Annotated in this window: 15 protein-coding genes, 1 other RNA gene and 1 pseudogene; 11 read left to right on the top strand and 6 right to left on the bottom strand. The window is 57.3% G+C overall.

The annotated features are described in order from the left end of the window. Positions 1-2 precede the first annotated feature (2 nt). Complete coding sequence (queC, locus tag A6013_RS13960) at positions 3-698, bottom strand: 7-cyano-7-deazaguanine synthase QueC (protein ID WP_008503311.1); 696 nt, start codon at positions 696-698, stop codon at positions 3-5. Positions 699-764: 66 nt separating this feature from the next. Further along, on the bottom strand, positions 765-2,465 hold the full coding sequence (locus tag A6013_RS13955) for an SgrR family transcriptional regulator (RefSeq protein ID WP_069733279.1): 1,701 nt from the start codon (positions 2,463-2,465) through the stop codon (positions 765-767). A 101-nt stretch (positions 2,466-2,566) separates the two neighbouring features. On the opposite strand from A6013_RS13955, the gene cof reads away from it, so the two are divergent. After that, positions 2,567-3,385, top strand: a complete 819-nt coding sequence (gene cof / locus A6013_RS13950; RefSeq protein ID WP_028012168.1) for an HMP-PP phosphatase — start codon at positions 2,567-2,569, stop codon at positions 3,383-3,385. A gap of 41 nt (positions 3,386-3,426) precedes the next feature. On the opposite strand, the gene A6013_RS13945 is transcribed toward cof, so the two are convergent. Beyond that, positions 3,427-4,473 carry a PLP-dependent cysteine synthase family protein gene (locus tag A6013_RS13945; protein ID WP_069733278.1) on the bottom strand — a complete coding sequence of 349 codons (1,047 nt, stop codon included), beginning with the start codon at positions 4,471-4,473 and terminating at the stop codon, positions 3,427-3,429. A gap of 115 nt (positions 4,474-4,588) precedes the next feature. On the opposite strand from A6013_RS13945, the gene A6013_RS13940 reads away from it, so the two are divergent. From A6013_RS13940 to amtB, 5 genes are all read left to right on the top strand, one after another. After that, positions 4,589-5,047: an Lrp/AsnC family transcriptional regulator gene (locus A6013_RS13940; RefSeq protein WP_008503307.1), complete on the top strand. Its 459-nt coding sequence runs from the start codon at positions 4,589-4,591 to the stop codon at positions 5,045-5,047. A 30-nt stretch (positions 5,048-5,077) separates the two neighbouring features. Beyond that, on the top strand, positions 5,078-6,850 hold the full coding sequence (locus tag A6013_RS13935) for a SmdA family multidrug ABC transporter permease/ATP-binding protein (RefSeq protein ID WP_045259904.1): 1,773 nt from the start codon (positions 5,078-5,080) through the stop codon (positions 6,848-6,850). Then, the gene (locus tag A6013_RS13930) at positions 6,843-8,624 is read left to right on the top strand and encodes a SmdB family multidrug efflux ABC transporter permease/ATP-binding protein (RefSeq protein WP_069733277.1); all 1,782 of its coding nucleotides are present in this window, start codon (positions 6,843-6,845) and stop codon (positions 8,622-8,624) included. Before A6013_RS13935 ends, A6013_RS13930 begins: the two co-directional genes overlap by 8 nt. 220 nt (positions 8,625-8,844) lie before the next feature. Continuing rightward, positions 8,845-9,183, top strand: coding sequence for a P-II family nitrogen regulator (glnK, locus tag A6013_RS13925; RefSeq protein ID WP_008503304.1), 339 nt, complete (start codon positions 8,845-8,847; stop codon positions 9,181-9,183). 35 nt (positions 9,184-9,218) lie between these two features. Continuing rightward, complete coding sequence (gene amtB, locus A6013_RS13920) at positions 9,219-10,505, top strand: ammonium transporter AmtB (protein WP_069733276.1); 1,287 nt, start codon at positions 9,219-9,221, stop codon at positions 10,503-10,505. A gap of 94 nt (positions 10,506-10,599) precedes the next feature. On the opposite strand, the gene tesB is transcribed toward amtB, so the two are convergent. After that, entirely contained in the window at positions 10,600-11,460 is an 861-nt protein-coding gene (tesB, locus tag A6013_RS13915; RefSeq protein ID WP_028012172.1) for an acyl-CoA thioesterase II, read from the bottom strand. Positions 11,461-11,663: 203 nt separating this feature from the next. On the opposite strand from tesB, the gene A6013_RS13910 reads away from it, so the two are divergent. Next, positions 11,664-12,191, top strand: a complete 528-nt coding sequence (locus tag A6013_RS13910; protein WP_028012173.1) for a YbaY family lipoprotein — start codon at positions 11,664-11,666, stop codon at positions 12,189-12,191. Between the two features lie 33 nt (positions 12,192-12,224). Here the strand turns inward: A6013_RS13910 and A6013_RS13905 are convergent. After that, positions 12,225-12,621: pseudogene (locus tag A6013_RS13905) on the bottom strand (MGMT family protein). A gap of 84 nt (positions 12,622-12,705) precedes the next feature. Here A6013_RS13905 and ffs point away from each other — a divergent pair. From ffs to A6013_RS13890, 3 genes are all read left to right on the top strand, one after another. Then, positions 12,706-12,802, top strand: an RNA gene (ffs, locus tag A6013_RS13900) — signal recognition particle sRNA small type. 258 nt (positions 12,803-13,060) lie between these two features. Then, positions 13,061-13,312 carry a hypothetical protein gene (locus tag A6013_RS13895; RefSeq protein WP_063155355.1) on the top strand — a complete coding sequence of 84 codons (252 nt, stop codon included), beginning with the start codon at positions 13,061-13,063 and terminating at the stop codon, positions 13,310-13,312. Next, a complete protein-coding gene (locus A6013_RS13890) occupies positions 13,309-13,524 on the top strand; it encodes a hypothetical protein (RefSeq protein ID WP_028012176.1) in 216 nt (71 codons plus the stop codon). Before A6013_RS13895 ends, A6013_RS13890 begins: the two co-directional genes overlap by 4 nt. Positions 13,525-13,604: 80 nt before the next feature. Here the strand turns inward: A6013_RS13890 and A6013_RS13885 are convergent, their stop codons facing one another. Then, a complete protein-coding gene (locus A6013_RS13885; protein WP_069733275.1) occupies positions 13,605-15,026 on the bottom strand; it encodes a PLP-dependent aminotransferase family protein in 1,422 nt (473 codons plus the stop codon). Positions 15,027-15,112: 86 nt separating this feature from the next. Between A6013_RS13885 and A6013_RS13880 the strand changes: the two genes are divergently transcribed. Then, a complete protein-coding gene (locus A6013_RS13880; protein WP_028012178.1) occupies positions 15,113-15,724 on the top strand; it encodes a YitT family protein in 612 nt (203 codons plus the stop codon). The last annotated feature ends 68 nt before the right edge of the window (positions 15,725-15,792 follow it).

Raw genomic sequence — 15,792 nt, 5'->3', positions numbered from 1 at the left:
CCCTATTTAAGCCCGGTCTTTTTCTGCATCGCGGCCATCACGCCGGCTTTATCGGCAAGATAGTGGTTAAGCCCGTTAGCGCGCAGATTACAGGCGGCGCACTGGCCGCAACCGTCGCCTTTGATGCCGTTATAGCAGGTGAGGGTTTCGCTGCGAACCAAATCCAGCTTGCCCCAGTAGTCGGCCAGCGCCCAGGTTTCGGCTTTATCCAGCCACATGAGCGGGGTTTCAAAGCGCGTCTCTTTCGCCATCCCCAGATTGACGGCGTGGTTAAGCGCTTTGACAAACTCATCGCGGCAGTCCGGGTATCCTGAGAAGTCGGTCTCGCATACGCCCGTAATTACCGCTTCGGCTTTTACCTGATAGGCATAAATCGCCGTCAGGGTCAGGAACAGAATATTACGCCCCGGCACAAACGTGTTCGGAATGCCGCTGGCATCGGGTTCGTAGTCCGGTACAGGAATACTGTCCCGGGTGAGGCTGCTGACGGCCAGTTCATTTAACAGCGTAACGTCCAGCACCTTGTGCGCGCGTGCCCCCAGTTTAAGGGCCAGTTCACGGGCAACGTCGATTTCAGCGCGGTGACGCTGGCCATAATCGAAAGTCACACAGTGAACTTCATCATACTGATGAAGGGCCTGAACCAGGCAGGTTGTAGAGTCTTGTCCTCCGCTGAACACGACGACGGCACGTTTCATAAATCATCTCGACTGTTACGGTAAAACCGTTATGTTACCGTCTGGCTACGGCGGCGACCAGCTTCTTCACGATTTGGGGGCGGGTAGCCAGGCTTCGGTAAAATCAAACCAGCCGCGGGTGTTGAGGCGTATGCCGTTGACTCCCGGCGGGGCGCTGATTTGATATTGATAGTTAAAAAGCGGCGTCAGCACCGCATTCTCCATCAGGCGGTTGAAAATGGCTTGCAGACCGGCGTGTCGGTCCCGAGCTTCGGCCTGAGACTGCACCGAATCCAGCGTGGCTTGCAGATGGGCGTAGGCCGGTGCGCTTAACACGTGCGGCCACAGGGCATCGCAGCGCAGCCACTGCTCAAGCGTATACGCTGGCGCTTCGCCAATCAGCCTGTCCCCCATCATGATGTCTGCATCGGCAAGCTGCTGGCATCCGTCCCACGTCTTGGCGTCGTGGAAGATGACGGTCAGGTCACAACCCTGTCGCGCCAGGTACGCCTTTAACTGGCTGGCCATGGTGTGAAGCTCAACGGGAAGATGGTAAACCAGCGTCAGCGCCTCAGGCAGGGCAACGTCCGTTAAGTCAGGCCATTCGGGGATTGTCCAGCCGGGAAGCAGTTCCCCGGTGGGCGTAATGAGTCCTTCGTTGAGCGGAAGCGTGTGCAGAAGCCTGGAGAGATGGATGATATTGATAAGCCGCTTCGCCTGGATCTCACTCAGACGCGCGCTCTGTTTCAGCGTGAGGTAACAGAAGCCCAGGCTGGTGCTGCTGCTGACCAGCCTCAGGGTTTCAAGCTCATCGGCCTCGCCAATCGCAATTTGCACCGGGTGACGACAGCTGGTGCCCAGCCTGTAATCAAACAGCTGGGGGGTGATCCAGTATTCGATGGCTTTGAGCAGAGGATGGCTCAGGTGGTATTGCTCATGGCTTTCCAGACGAACCAGGTCGGGCTCAAAGGCGGCCAGCCGGAAAGGGCCGCAGCCAAGTTCAGGATAATCGGGATGCGCCAGACGGCTGCAGTAGGTTGCCAGCCTGTGCGCCAGCCAATAGTCCGGTTGATGCAGCATAAATGTCAGACACTGTGGATGCGTTGTTTCGATACGTAAAACGCTCCTGAACAGGGTGCGCAGGGCGGGAAGCGTCAACAGTGCCGTAAGGCTTCGCTGGAGCTGCGCCGTTTCTATTTTATCGCCGTTATGCCAGTGCAGGGTGGAGCGAATGTAGAAATGCCAGCGCAGCCCGTCAGCAGAGACCTCCCAGTGATGCGCGAGATCGCCCGTGGGTTCACTGCTGTTACCGTTAAAACGCGTCAAGCCTGAAAATACCTGTCCCGCCAGATGCTGCTCCGCCCGGCCAGGCAAAAAGCCCGGCTGAAGCGGCTCCAGCGAGCGATAGTAGGGGATACGCAGCGTCGGCGTGTCGTTTTGCCACTGCCCGCCTAAAAACGGATGCAGCAACGATCTCAGCGCTTCAGGAGCAAGCTGGGCCAGCTCCAGCGCGTTATGCTGCTGCCCGCTCTTCAGCGCCTCTTCCATCATCGCATTGCGCAGTGACTCCGGGCTGGCATGGAACGTCAGCTCACCGCGCTTGCCGCGACCAGACCGCGCGTGCCAGCTGAGCCAGCCCGCCTCCTGAGCCTGACGCAGCAGGGTGCGGACATGCCGCTCGCTACAAAAACAGCGGCTGGCAAGCTCACTTATGGTGACCTGCTGTGGAGCGCCAGCGGAAGGTTGCCACAGGCGTTGATACTGGTTAAGACGGTTAAGCTGGCGCATAAGAAACCCGGAACAATAATTTTCATCTATTCACTATTACTTCCGTATATCTCACACGATACTGATGCACAAGTTAATCGCATCACATTTCAGGAGTAATCATGGCCCGCCTCGCTGCATTTGATATGGACGGTACGTTGTTAATGCCGGATCACCGTCTGGGGGAGAAAACGCTGAGTACCCTGAAGCGTCTGCGCGAGCGTGATGTCACCCTGACGTTTGCCACTGGCCGCCACGTGCTGGAGATGCGTCATCTGCTGGGCACGTTTTCCCTGGATGCGTTTTTAATCACGGGTAACGGAACGCGCATTCACACCGTTGAAGGAGAGGTGCTGCACCGCCAGGATCTCAACCCGGAAGTGGCGGATATTGTTCTGCACAGCACGTGGGACACGCAGGCCAGTATCCACGTATTCAACGATCAAGGCTGGTTTACCGGAAGCGAAATCCCCGAATTGTTGCACGCGCATGTTTATAGCGGCTTCAAATACCAGCTTATCGATCTGCGCCGGATCCCCGCCCACGCGGTGACCAAGATTTGCTTCTGTGGCGATCACGACGATCTTTGCCGCTTACGCATTCAGTTAAATGAGGCGCTGGGCGACCGGGCGCACCTGACCTTCTCGGCGGTGGATTGTCTTGAAGTCCTGCCGGTGGGCTGTAACAAAGGTTCAGCCCTGGCGGTGCTCAGCGACCACCTGGGCTTAACGCTGCAGGAGTGTATGGCGTTTGGCGACGCCATGAATGACCGCGAAATGCTGGGCAGCGTTGGGCGCGGCCTGATTATGGGGAATGCGATGCCGCAGCTGATCGCAGAGCTTCCTCATCTGCCGGTTATCGGACACTGCGGCAACGAAGCGGTGTCCCATTTTTTGACGCATTGGCTGGACAATAACAACCTCCCATATTCCCCCGAATAGTGAGACCCTTCCAGCAAGCCAGACTTCGGTCTGGCTTTTTTTTATTTCAGCAGCTGCGCAATCTGCGCTTTCCACGGGGTGATGTCGCCGATGTTGGCCTGTACCCACTCCGCATTGTAGTAGGTCTCAAGGTAGCGCTCGCCGCTGTCGCACAGCAGCGTGACGATGGAGCCGGTACGGCCTTCCTCGCGCATGCGTGCCGCAAGCTGCAGTACGCCCCACATGTTGGTGCCCGTTGATGCGCCCACCTTGCGGCCGAGCTGCGTCTCCAGCCAGTGCGCGGTGGCGACGCTGGCGGCGTCCGGCACCCGGAGCATTTCGTCGACAACGTCAGGAATGAACGACGGTTCCACGCGCGGGCGGCCAATTCCTTCAATTTTACTGCCCACCGGGCTGCGCAGGCTGGCATCGCGGCTTTGCCAGTAGTCGAGGAACACGGAGTTCTGGGGGTCAACCACCATCAGCTGGGTATCATAACCCTGACAGCGAATGTAGCGTCCGATAGTGGCTGACGTGCCGCCCGTACCGGCGCTCATCACAATGTACGACGGAACCGGATGCGGTTCGTGGGTCATCTGGCGGAAAATACTGTCGGCAATGTTGTTATTGCCGCGCCAGTCCGTTGCGCGCTCGGCAAAGGTGAACTGGTCCATATAGTGGCCGTTTAGCTCGCGGGCGAGCATTTCAGAGGCGGCGTAGATCTCGCAGGCGCTTTCCACAAAATGGCAGCGTCCGCCGTAAAATTCGATCTGCTCGATTTTTCGTTTTGCGGTGCAGGAGGGCATCACGGCGATAAACGGCAGGCCCAGCAGACGAGCGAAATAGGCTTCAGACACCGCCGTTGAACCGGATGAGGATTCAATAATGGTCGTGCCTTCTTTGATCCAGCCGTTGCACAAACCGTATAAAAACAGAGAGCGCGCCAGGCGATGCTTCAGGCTACCGGTAGGATGGGTGCTTTCATCCTTCAGGTAGAGCTGAATACCGTCAAATCCCGGCAGGGGGAGGCGAATCAGGTGGGTATCCGCCGAGCGCTGGTAGTCGGCATTGATTTCGCTGATGGCATGTTTAACCCAGGTGCTATTCATCGTAGTTATCCGTTTGTCATTTTGTGCCCAGCATAGCGAAAAGCACAGAAAAAATTGTTGCTATCTGGCCTTTAAAATAGAATGAAGGGAGAAAAATTTTCTCTATGAGGTGGGTATGCTAGATAAAATTGACCGCAAGCTCCTTTCATTGCTGCAAAGTGACTGTACCCTCTCTTTGCAGGCGCTGGCAGATGCCGTTAATCTGACCACCACACCGTGCTGGAAGCGCCTAAAAAAGCTGGAAGATGACGGCATTCTTCTGGGGCGCGTCGCATTACTCGATCCCGAAAAACTGGGGCTTGGGCTGACGGCATTTGTGCTGATAAAAACCCAACACCACAGCAGCGAGTGGTATTGCCGCTTCGTCACTCAGGTGTCTGAGATGCCCGAGGTGCTCGGCTTCTGGCGTATGGCCGGCGAGTACGATTACCTGATGCGCGTCCAGGTGGCTGACATGAAGCGCTATGATGATTTCTACAAGCGGCTGGTGAACAGCGTCCCGGGCTTGTCGGACGTCACCTCAAGCTTCGCCATGGAACAGATTAAGTACACCACAGCCTTACCCATTGAATAACTTCGTAAAATACCTTCAGGAACAAACCGCGTGCGATTATTTGCCCAATTAAGCTGGTACTTTCGTCGGGAGTGGCAACGCTACCTCGGTGCAGTCGCCCTGCTTATTATCATTGCCATTTTGCAGCTGATCCCGCCGAAGGTGGTGGGCTACGTCGTGGATGGCGTCACTGAACAGCATTACACCACCGCACGGGTGTTGATGTGGGTCGGCACGCTGGTGCTGACGGCGGTCATTGTTTATCTCCTGCGCTACGTCTGGCGCGTGCTGCTGTTTGGTGCGTCCTATCAGCTGGCCGTTGAGCTGCGTGAAGATTTTTACCGCCAGCTGAGCCGACAGCATCCCGAATTTTATCTGCGTCATCGCACCGGGGATCTCATTGCCCGCGCGACGAACGACGTCGATCGCGTGGTCTTTGCCGCCGGGGAAGGGGTGCTGACGCTGGTGGACTCGCTGGTGATGGGCTGCGCGGTGCTGATCGTCATGTCCACGCAGATCAGCTGGCAATTAACCCTGCTTGCCCTGCTGCCGATGCCGATCATGGCGCTGGCGATCAATCGCTACGGCGAACAGCTGCACGAGCGCTTCAAGCTGGCGCAGGCGGCGTTTTCTTCTTTGAACGATCGCACCCAGGAGAGCATGACCAGCATCCGCATGATCAAAGCGTTTGGCCTGGAAGATAGGCAGTCCGCGCTGTTTGCGGCCGATGCGGCAGACACGGGGGCGAAAAACATGCGCGTCGCGCGTATTGATGCGCGATTTGATCCAACGATTTATGTCGCAATCGGCATGGCAAACCTGCTTGCGATTGGCGGCGGGAGCTGGATGGTGGTGCAGGGCACATTGACCCTGGGGCAATTGACCAGCTTTGCGATGTATCTGGGGCTGATGATCTGGCCGATGCTGGCGCTGGCCTGGATGTTTAATATCGTAGAGCGCGGCAGCGCCGCCTACAGCCGCATCCGCGCCATGCTGGCCGAAGCGCCGGTGGTCAATGACGGCAGCGAAGCGGTGCCGGAAGGGCGCGGCGTTATGAACGTCGACGTTCGCAAATTTGTCTATCCGCAAACGGAACATCCGGTGCTGGAGAACGTTAGCTTTACGCTGCGGCCGGGCCAGATGCTGGGCATCTGCGGCCCGACGGGGTCCGGAAAAAGTACCGTGCTCTCTCTGCTTCAGCGCCACTTTGACGTCACCGAGGGCGATATCCGTTTCCATGATATCCCCCTGGCGAACCTGCTGCTGGACGAGTGGCGTGGCCGTCTGGCGGTAGTCAGCCAGACGCCGTTTTTATTTTCGGACACCGTGGCGAATAACATTGCGCTTGGTCATCCGTCGGCGACGCAGGAAGAGATCGAACACGTGGCGCGCTTAGCCAGCGTACATGACGATATTTTGCGTCTGCCGCAGGGCTACGAAACGGAAGTCGGGGAACGTGGCGTCATGCTGTCCGGCGGGCAGAAACAGCGAATCTCGATTGCCCGCGCGCTGCTGTTGAATGCTGAAATCCTCATTCTGGATGATGCGCTCTCCGCCGTGGATGGTCGTACCGAGCATCAGATTCTGCATAACCTGCGCCAGTGGGGCGACGGACGCACGGTAATTATCAGCGCCCACCGTTTGTCAGCGCTCACCGAGGCCAGCGAAATTCTGGTCTTACAGCACGGACACATTGCCCAGCGCGGGCAGCATGAAACGCTTGCCGAGCAACCGGGCTGGTATCGCGATATGTACCGCTATCAACAGCTTGAGGCGGCGCTGGACGATGCGCCGGAACAGGATCAGGAGGCCACCAATGCGTAAGCTCGGAACGATGTGGCCGACGCTCAAACGTCTGCTGGCCTACGGTTCGCCGTGGCGCAAACCGCTCTCCGTGGCCGTGCTTTTACTCTGGATAGCGGCGATTGCTGAGGTGAGCGGGCCGCTGCTCATCAGCTACTTCATCGACAATATGGTCGCCAAAAGCTACCTGCCGCTGGGGCTGGTGGCGGGCTTAGGCGTGGCCTACGTTGGGTTGCAGCTGGCGGCGGCAGGGCTGCACTATGCGCAGTCGCTGCTGTTTAACCGTGCCGCCGTGGGCGTGGTTCAGCAGCTGCGCACGGATGTAATGGACGCGGCGCTTCGCCAGCCGCTCAGCGAGTTTGATATCCAGCCGGTCGGGCAGGTGATTTCGCGCGTGACCAACGATACCGAAGTGATCCGCGACCTGTACGTCACCGTGGTCGCGACGGTGTTACGCAGCGCGGCGCTAATCGGCGCGATGCTGGTGGCGATGTTCAGCCTCGACTGGCGCATGGCGCTGGTGGCGATTACCATCTTCCCGGCGGTGCTGATCGTGATGATCATCTACCAGCGCTACAGCACGCCGATCGTGCGTCGGGTGCGCGCCTATCTGGCCGACATTAACGATGGCTTCAACGAAGTGATTAACGGCATGAGCGTCATCCAGCAGTTCCGCCAGCAGGCGCGCTTTGGCGAGCGGATGGGCGAAGCCAGCCGATCGCACTATATGGCGCGTATGCAGACGCTGCGCCTTGACGGCTTCCTGCTGCGTCCGCTGCTCAGCCTTTTCTCTGCGCTGGTGCTTTGCGGTTTACTGATGCTCTTTGGCCTGAGCTCAAGCGGTACGATTGAAGTGGGCGTGCTGTACGCTTTTATTAGCTACCTGGGGCGCCTTAACGAGCCGCTGATCGAGCTCACGACCCAGCAATCGATGCTGCAGCAGGCGGTCGTCGCCGGCGAGCGCGTGTTTGAGCTGATGGACAGGCCGCGTCAGGCCTACGGTCGTGACGAGCGACCTCTGCAAAGCGGCGCCATTGCCTTTGATAACGTCTCGTTTGCCTATCGCGAAGACCGGCTGGTGTTGCAGGACATTACGCTGGATGTTCCGTCGCGCGGTTTCGTGGCGCTGGTGGGACATACGGGCAGCGGCAAGAGCACGCTCGCCAGCCTGTTGATGGGCTACTACCCGGTCACGCAAGGCGAAATCCGCCTCGACGGACGCCCGCTCGCGTCTCTCAGCCACAACGTGTTGCGTAAAGGCGTCGCGATGGTGCAGCAGGATCCGGTCGTCCTGGCCGATACCTTCTACGCCAACGTGACCCTGGGGCGAGACTACTCTCAGGAGCAGGTATGGGAGGTGCTGGAAAAAGTGCAGCTGGCAGACCTGGCGCGCGGGTTTAGCGACGGGATTAATACCCGGTTGGGCGAGCAGGGAAACAACCTCTCCGTTGGGCAAAAGCAGCTTCTCGCGCTGGCGCGGGTGCTGATTGAAACCCCGCAGGTGCTGATTCTGGATGAAGCGACGGCCAGCATTGACTCCGGCACCGAGCAGGTCATCCAGCAGGCGCTGGCTGCGGTACGCGACCATACGACGCTGGTGGTGATTGCCCATCGCCTTTCCACCATTGTCGATGCCGATACCATTCTGGTGCTGCATCGCGGACAAGCCGTGGAGCGCGGGACGCACCGTGAACTGCTGGAAGCCAAAGGGCGCTACTGGCAGATGTATCAGCTTCAGCTGGCGGGCGAAGAGCTCGCGGCCAGCGTGCGCGAGGAAGAGTCGCTCAGCGCCTGATGCACCAAAACAAAGCAACGCGCTAACAGTCATTCCTGTTGGTGCAATACTGAAACGCACCGTGCACCGACATGGTGCGTTTTTTTTCGCCGGTTCGTTAAGGAAGACGGCATAACGCTCGTCGCACCGCTTTTCTCCCTCCATTTCATTTCTGGCACACCCCTTGCAATACCTTCTGCGTGAGCTGCGGCCATTACCGAATTCTGACTGGAGGGGATCTATGAAGCTGGTTACGGTGGTAATCAAACCATTCAAACTGGAAGACGTGCGTGAAGCATTGTCCTCAATGGGTATTCAGGGACTGACTGTCACCGAAGTGAAAGGCTTTGGTCGTCAGAAGGGTCATGCCGAGCTTTATCGCGGGGCGGAATACAGCGTTAACTTTCTGCCAAAAGTAAAAATTGATGTCGCGATTGCTGACGATCAGCTTGATGAAGTGATTGATGTGATTAGCAAAGCGGCCTACACCGGCAAAATTGGCGACGGCAAAATTTTCGTTGCCGAACTGCAGCGCGTCATTCGCATTCGTACCGGCGAATCTGACGAAGCGGCACTGTAAATAACGCCTGGCACACAGTGATAGGGATCGAGAAAATGAAGATAGCAACACTTAAAATGGGTCTGGGTTCGCTGGCACTGCTGCCGGGCCTGGCGCTGGCTGCTCCTGCCGTGGCAGACAAAGCCGATAACGCCTTTATGATGATCAGCACCGCGCTGGTGCTGTTCATGTCTATCCCGGGCATTGCGCTGTTCTACGGCGGCCTGATCCGCGGCAAAAACGTTCTCTCCATGCTGACGCAGGTTGCCGTGACGTTCGCGCTGGTCTGCGTGCTGTGGGTGGTTTACGGTTACTCGCTGGCATTCGGCACCGGCAACGCCTTCTTTGGTAACTTCGACTGGGTAATGCTGAAAAATATTGAGCTGACCGCGCTGATGGGCAGCTTCTACCAGTACATCCACGTCGCGTTCCAGGGCTCGTTCGCCTGCATTACCGTCGGGCTGATTGTGGGGGCGCTGGCGGAGCGCATCCGTTTCTCTGCCGTTCTGATCTTCGTGGTGGTCTGGCTGACCCTCTCCTATGTGCCGATTGCGCACATGGTCTGGGGCGGTGGTCTGCTGGCAACGCACGGCGCGCTGGACTTTGCGGGCGGTACCGTTGTCCATATCAACGCCGCGGTAGCGGGCCTGGTGGGCGCATACCTGATTGGCAAACGCGTGGGCTTCGGTAAAGAGGCGTTCAAACCGCATAACCTGCCGATGGTGTTTACCGGTACGGCTATCCTCTACTTTGGCTGGTTCGGCTTCAACGCCGGCTCCGCAAGTGCCGCGAACGAAATCGCCGCGCTGGCGTTCGTGAACACCGTTGTGGCGACGGCGGGTGCAATTCTCTCCTGGGTATTCGGTGAGTGGGCGGTACGCGGTAAACCTTCCCTGCTGGGTGCCTGTTCAGGGGCGATTGCCGGTCTGGTCGGTATCACCCCGGCGTGTGGCTATGTGGGTGTCGGTGGTGCGCTGCTGGTGGGCCTGGTCGCGGGCCTGGCAGGTCTGTGGGGCGTCACCGCACTGAAACGTGTGCTGCGCGTGGATGACCCTTGCGATGTGTTCGGCGTCCACGGCGTGTGCGGCATCGTCGGCTGTATCATGACCGGCATCTTCGCCGCGAAATCACTGGGTGGCGTGGGCTACGCAGAAGGTGTCACCATGGTTCATCAGGTGCTGGTGCAGCTGGAAAGTATCGCTATCACCGTGGTGTGGTCTGCCGTTGTCGCCTTCATTGGCTATAAGCTGGCGGATATGACCGTTGGGCTGCGCGTACCGGAAGAGCAGGAGCGCGAAGGTCTGGACGTCAACAGCCACGGCGAGAATGCGTATAACGCCTAATAAAAAGCAAAACGGCAACTTCGGTTGCCGTTTTTAATGTTTATTCCCTCTCCCATGGGAGAGGGGCAGGGTGAGGGCATCAGGCCGCACACTATCACCCGCGATTACGCATTACCCCTTCCTGCACCGTAGAAGCGACCAGCACGCCGTCCTGGGTATAAAACTCTCCACGCACAAACCCGCGAGCGCTCGACGCTGACGTACTCTCCACGCTGTAAAGCAGCCACTCATTCATATTGAACGGACGGTGGAACCACATGGAGTGATCGATGGTTGCGACCTGCATCCCTTTTTCAAGGAAACCAACGCCGTGCGGCTGTAGCGCAACCGGCAGAAAGTTAAAGTCTGACGCGTAGCCCAGCAGATACTGATGCACGCGGAAATCTTCCGGCACGGTGCCATTGGCGCGGATCCAGACCTGACGCTTCGGCTCGGCGGTGTGGCCTTTCATGGGGTTGTGGAACTCAACCGGGCGGATCTCCAGCGGTTTATCGCAGAGAAACTTCTCTTTGACCTGCGGCGGAAGCAGATGTGCCAGCGCGCGGGCGATATCGGTCTCTGATTTGAGTTCGTCCGGCGACGGTGCTGGCGGCATCACTTTCTGATGTTCATACCCCGGTTCCGGCGCCTGGAAAGAGGCGGTCATATAAAAGATAGGCTTACCGTTCTGAACGGCCGCCACGCGGCGTGCGCTGAAGCTGTTGCCGTCTCTCAGGACTTCAACGTCATACACAATCGGTTTTGCGCTGTCGCCAGGGCGTAAGAAATAGCTGTGGAATGAGTGCACCAGACGGTCTGCAGGGACGGTCTCCTTTGCAGCGTACAGCGCTTGTCCAACGACCTGGCCGCCGAAAACCTGACGTAAGCCGAGGTCTTCGCTCTGCCCGCGATAGAGTCCTTCCTCAATTTTTTCCAGATTCAGTAATGTCAGCAGATTGTTCAGTGCCTGACTCATAATTGTCCTCAATAAACGCCGTAGCGAAAGATAGGCAGAGTATAACGCAGAAATGAAAGTGGTCCGATGGGTAGAATAATCTGAATGTCGGCACGTTTTTAGGCATTAATCGGTGATCTGTGCCACACTTAAAAACGTTATGTGATTGAAACGACATCGGATGGGATCGATCCCGCTGGTGCATTGATGATAAGGAGACTTCAATGAAACTCGTGCCCATGCTAAGTGGTGTAGCTATTGCGGTGGCGTTGTCCGCCTGTGCCGGTAAGAGCGCCCAGGTGCCGGTACCAGCTGCAGATCCGAACGGGATTAATACCCTTTCACAGCAATCCATTCAGCAGCCTAACGTTTCCGGTACAATCTGGATTAAACAGAGAGTCGCTCTGCCGCCGGATGCGGTATTAACGGTCACGCTGTCTGATGCTTCCCTGGCGGACGCGCCGTCGAAGGTGCTGGCTCAGCGCGCGGTCCGTACTGAAGGTAAGCAGGCTCCGTTTAGCTTCGTGTTGCCGTATAACCCGTCAGACGTGCAGCCGAATGCCCGTATTCTGCTGAGCGCAGCGGTAACCATCAACGGCAAGCTGGTCTTTATCACCGATACGGTCCAGGAAGCGATTAACCACGGTGGAACCAAAATCGACCTGAATCTGGTGCCGGTGCAGCAAACCGAAGTCCCGGTTGCTCCACAGACCAATCAGCCGTCCCTGCCAACCCCACCGACCCAGATGTAACTGTTGCTCTTACCCTCTCCTTCGGGGGAGGGTTTAGTACACCCAGCGGTATTTCTGCAAATCAATCTGTCCTGCGCCCGACACCTGCACACCCTCTGAAAGCAATGCCTGACGCTGACGCTGGAGATCCGGCCCGGTCAGCGAGATAGCGCCATGACGGTTCACCACCCGATGCCAGGGCAGCGTACTTCCCTCCGGCAGCCGCTTCAGGACGCCACCGACCTGTCGCGCCGCGCGTGGAGAGCCTGCCAGCCTTGCCACATCACCGTAGGTGGTGACATAGCCTTCCGGAATCGAGGCCACGATTTGCCATACGCGCTGGGGAAAGGAGTCGTTTTCGTCCATACCTTCACCTGTGGGGATGTTTGGACCGTCATGGTAAACGAAGATCGCCCTGATTGCTGCGCCTGTTTGCGCAAGAAACCAGCATCCGGTTCCTGGTCGCTTGCAATTGGCTCTTCGCACAGGGATAATGCGCCAGCGCGTTGGTTATCAACGCTCTCAATGGGGGCTCTGTTGGTTCTCCCGCAACGCTACTCTGTTCACCAGGTCAGGTCCGGAAGGAAGCAGCCAGGGCAGACGACGTGGGTGCCGGGATGTAGCTGGCAGGGCCCCCACCCATTTGTGGCCTCATCCATCTTTCCTGTTTCCATCTCTTTTTAGCCTTTATTCCACAATAATATAATGCCTATACCGTGTAATATATATTTCATCGCCCTGAAATATTACTGTCATAAACCTGTAATAATAGACTGGCATTTTATAATTGGACGTCTATTTTCGTCAAAATTCAAAAAAATATAGATCTGGATAACAGTGATAACTTCGTGTATTAAATAAAGTACTTATTCCGAAGGGAAGTGACAAACATGGCTACTGCAGTTTTAAATGTTAAAATTGACGAAGCGCTAAAAGAAAGACTCCGCCACTATGCGGAAGTAAATAACGAAAATTTAAGCGTGACCACAGAGAAACTGCTGCTGCTGGCGTTTGAAGCAGTAGAAGAGGCGGGAGTATCGGAAGAGGATATTGATAATCAGCATACGGAAGAAGAGAGTGTTTCTCCTTTTACTCCTAAAGAAATCAAGGCTCTACGTAAAATTCTGAAGAAGAGAAAATGAAACAACAACTGTCAACTGCCAGTGACTACAACGAGGCCTGCGCTCTGTTGCGTTCAGGCTACGTGAAGCATGTACGTCTTGGCTGGAATGTTGGAAGCGATGAGTTCTTTCGTATTGCGTCTGACTGGTGTGATACCGGTGCAAAAATTAAGAAAGACGGTGATAATTTCGTTATTTCCCTGAAAGGTTTCCCCATTCCTCCTCAGCACTAAATCCTGACCAGTGAAAACTGCTGACTGCATATATTACAGTCAGCAGTTTTTATTTTATGATCCAGTTCAAAATTTTAATATTAAACCAGGCGGCGTTTGACTGCTGGCGTATTTGAATTTAGCGCGAGCCATAACGGTTTAATCCGCAGCAATGCCGCTTCCAGCTCCGCTGGCTCCAGCGAAAAGGGCATACGTAAAAAGCGGTCAAACGCCCCCGATAAGCCAAACCGCGTCCCGGTTCCCAGGTTAATCCCGATGATTTCTGCCCGTGCGGCAAGCTGTGTCGCCAGCATGCCAGGAAGTTCGATCCAGTAAGAGAGCCCACCCTCCGCCTCATGAAACGTCCACTCCGGGAAATGTTCTCGCAGTAGGTTACTGCATCGATCGCGCCGTTCCGCCAGCATCTTGCGGCGAGCGGGCAGAAAACGCTCGCTATTGTCGATAAGCCACAGCGTTGCCAGCTGCTCAAGCAGCGGCGAGCCTAAATCCAGCGTATCGCGCGTCTGGGCGAGCGTGGCGATAGTCCGCGAGGAGGCGCGGATCCAGCCGAGACGCAGCCCGCCCCAGAAGCTTTTTCCGGCAGAGCCTAGCGTTATCACGCTGGCCTGCGGGTTAAACGATGCCAGCGGTGGCGGCGGTGGCGAATCAAACCAGAGATCGACCATCGTTTCATCCACGACCAGCACCGTGCGGGTCTGGGCTGCTATATCAGCGATTGCCTGACGGGTGGCGATATCCATACATCGACCGGTTGGGTTGTGAAAATCTGGCATCAGGTAGGCCAGGCGCGGCGCGGTCTGGGCAAGCGTAGCCGCAAAGCCATCCGTATCCCAGCCCGTTTCCGGCAACGACACTCCTACTGGCCGACACTGTGCTCCCTGAATAGCGGCAATCGCCAGCGGATAGGTGGGGTGATCGACCACGACGCGATCCCCCGGTCCGGCCATCATCCGCAGCACCAGCGCGAACCCGCTGACGGCACCGTTGACCACCATCACCTCGTCTGCCCGGGTGGGAAGACCTCGCGCGGTATAGCGCGCAGCGATGGCCTCCCGTAGCGCCGGCAGCCCAAGCTGCTCGTAGCCCGTCAGCGAGAGGTGTTGAGTAATAGCCGTAAGTGCATGGGTGTAAGCCTGGTGGATCTCCGGCCCGGCGCTGAGGGCGGCAGTGGAAAGATCCAGGGCGACGCTCGCTGCGGAAAGGGTGGGAACGGCGCGTGCATCCGGGAGGATGACGCGCGACCCGCTGCCGTGGCGGCTTTCAAGATAACCCTCTTCACGCAGGTGGGCGAGGGCGCTGCTGACGGTGGTTCGGCTGACGTTCAGCGCCGTCGCCAGCTCACGCTCACCCGGCAGGCGCGTATGCAGCGCCAGCCGGCCATCAAGGATTAATAAGCGCAGCGCGTCGGCCAGCTGGCGCCAGAGCGGAGTGCGGGATGAAGTTTGCTGCCAGTGCCCTAAAAGGCGTACCAAAGACTGGCTTCCGAAGCGGCGTGATGACATAAGCAGTCCACTATTTAAAAACTGGACATTAATCTTAGTGCCATTTTAGGTCAGGATGAAAGTCGGGTTCACTGGAGAAGATAAAAATGGTACGTCGTCTGCTACAACTTTATGTCGGTTTAGGGCTGTATGGGCTTTCCACCGCGATGTTTATTCGTGCGGATCTGGGGGTCGATCCGTGGGATGTGTTTCACCTTGGCGTGGGAATACAGCTGGGGATGAGCATCGGAACGGTGATCATTTTGACCGGGGCTGCGGTGCTCTTACTGTGGATCCCACTGCGTCAGATGCCCGGTCTTGGCACGATCAGCAACGTGATTTGTATCGGTCTGGCGGCGGACGCCAGCATGGCGCTTATCCCCGAACTGAGTTCGTTATCCGTGCGCATCGCTTTCCTGGTGTCGGGCATCGTGATGAACGCGATCGCCACCAGCATGTACATCGGGGCCGGTTTCGGGCCTGGTCCGCGCGACGGCCTGATGACCGGCATTCACGCCCGGCTGGGGTGGTCCATTCGCAGCGTGCGTACCTCCATCGAAGTGTCCGTCCTGCTGATTGGGTGCGTGCTGGGTGGCTCGTTTGGGGTGGGAACTGTGGCGTATGCTCTGACCATTGGCCCGCTTATCCAGCTCTGTTTGCCCTGGTTCCGCCAGAAGCCGCGCGGTGAGAAAATGACGCAGCCGGAGCGGGTTGTTTAATTTGCGAAGCGCTCACATGTTTTAACGGCGTCGCTGTGCCAGAATAGACGCTTCGAAAATCGCGATGC

The organism is Enterobacter sp. IF2SW-B1 (assembly GCF_001743375.1).
Classification (GTDB): Bacteria; Pseudomonadota; Gammaproteobacteria; order Enterobacterales; family Enterobacteriaceae; genus Enterobacter; species Enterobacter bugandensis.
Note: the sequence above shows the minus strand (reverse complement) of the source record. Positions and strands in the feature narration are given on the sequence as shown.

Coding starts and splice junctions, on each gene's coding strand:
- queC (WP_008503311.1), bottom strand. CDS start 698: ATGAAACGTGCCGTCGTCGTGTTCAGCGGAGGACAAGACTCTACAACC.
- A6013_RS13955 (WP_069733279.1), bottom strand. CDS start 2,465: ATGCGCCAGCTTAACCGTCTTAACCAGTATCAACGCCTGTGGCAACCT.
- cof (WP_028012168.1), top strand. CDS start 2,567: ATGGCCCGCCTCGCTGCATTTGATATGGACGGTACGTTGTTAATGCCG.
- A6013_RS13945 (WP_069733278.1), bottom strand. CDS start 4,473: ATGAATAGCACCTGGGTTAAACATGCCATCAGCGAAATCAATGCCGAC.
- A6013_RS13940 (WP_008503307.1), top strand. CDS start 4,589: ATGCTAGATAAAATTGACCGCAAGCTCCTTTCATTGCTGCAAAGTGAC.
- A6013_RS13930 (WP_069733277.1), top strand. CDS start 6,843: ATGCGTAAGCTCGGAACGATGTGGCCGACGCTCAAACGTCTGCTGGCC.
- glnK (WP_008503304.1), top strand. CDS start 8,845: ATGAAGCTGGTTACGGTGGTAATCAAACCATTCAAACTGGAAGACGTG.
- amtB (WP_069733276.1), top strand. CDS start 9,219: ATGAAGATAGCAACACTTAAAATGGGTCTGGGTTCGCTGGCACTGCTG.
- tesB (WP_028012172.1), bottom strand. CDS start 11,460: ATGAGTCAGGCACTGAACAATCTGCTGACATTACTGAATCTGGAAAAA.
- A6013_RS13910 (WP_028012173.1), top strand. CDS start 11,664: ATGAAACTCGTGCCCATGCTAAGTGGTGTAGCTATTGCGGTGGCGTTG.
- A6013_RS13895 (WP_063155355.1), top strand. CDS start 13,061: ATGGCTACTGCAGTTTTAAATGTTAAAATTGACGAAGCGCTAAAAGAA.
- A6013_RS13890 (WP_028012176.1), top strand. CDS start 13,309: ATGAAACAACAACTGTCAACTGCCAGTGACTACAACGAGGCCTGCGCT.
- A6013_RS13885 (WP_069733275.1), bottom strand. CDS start 15,026: ATGTCATCACGCCGCTTCGGAAGCCAGTCTTTGGTACGCCTTTTAGGG.
- A6013_RS13880 (WP_028012178.1), top strand. CDS start 15,113: ATGGTACGTCGTCTGCTACAACTTTATGTCGGTTTAGGGCTGTATGGG.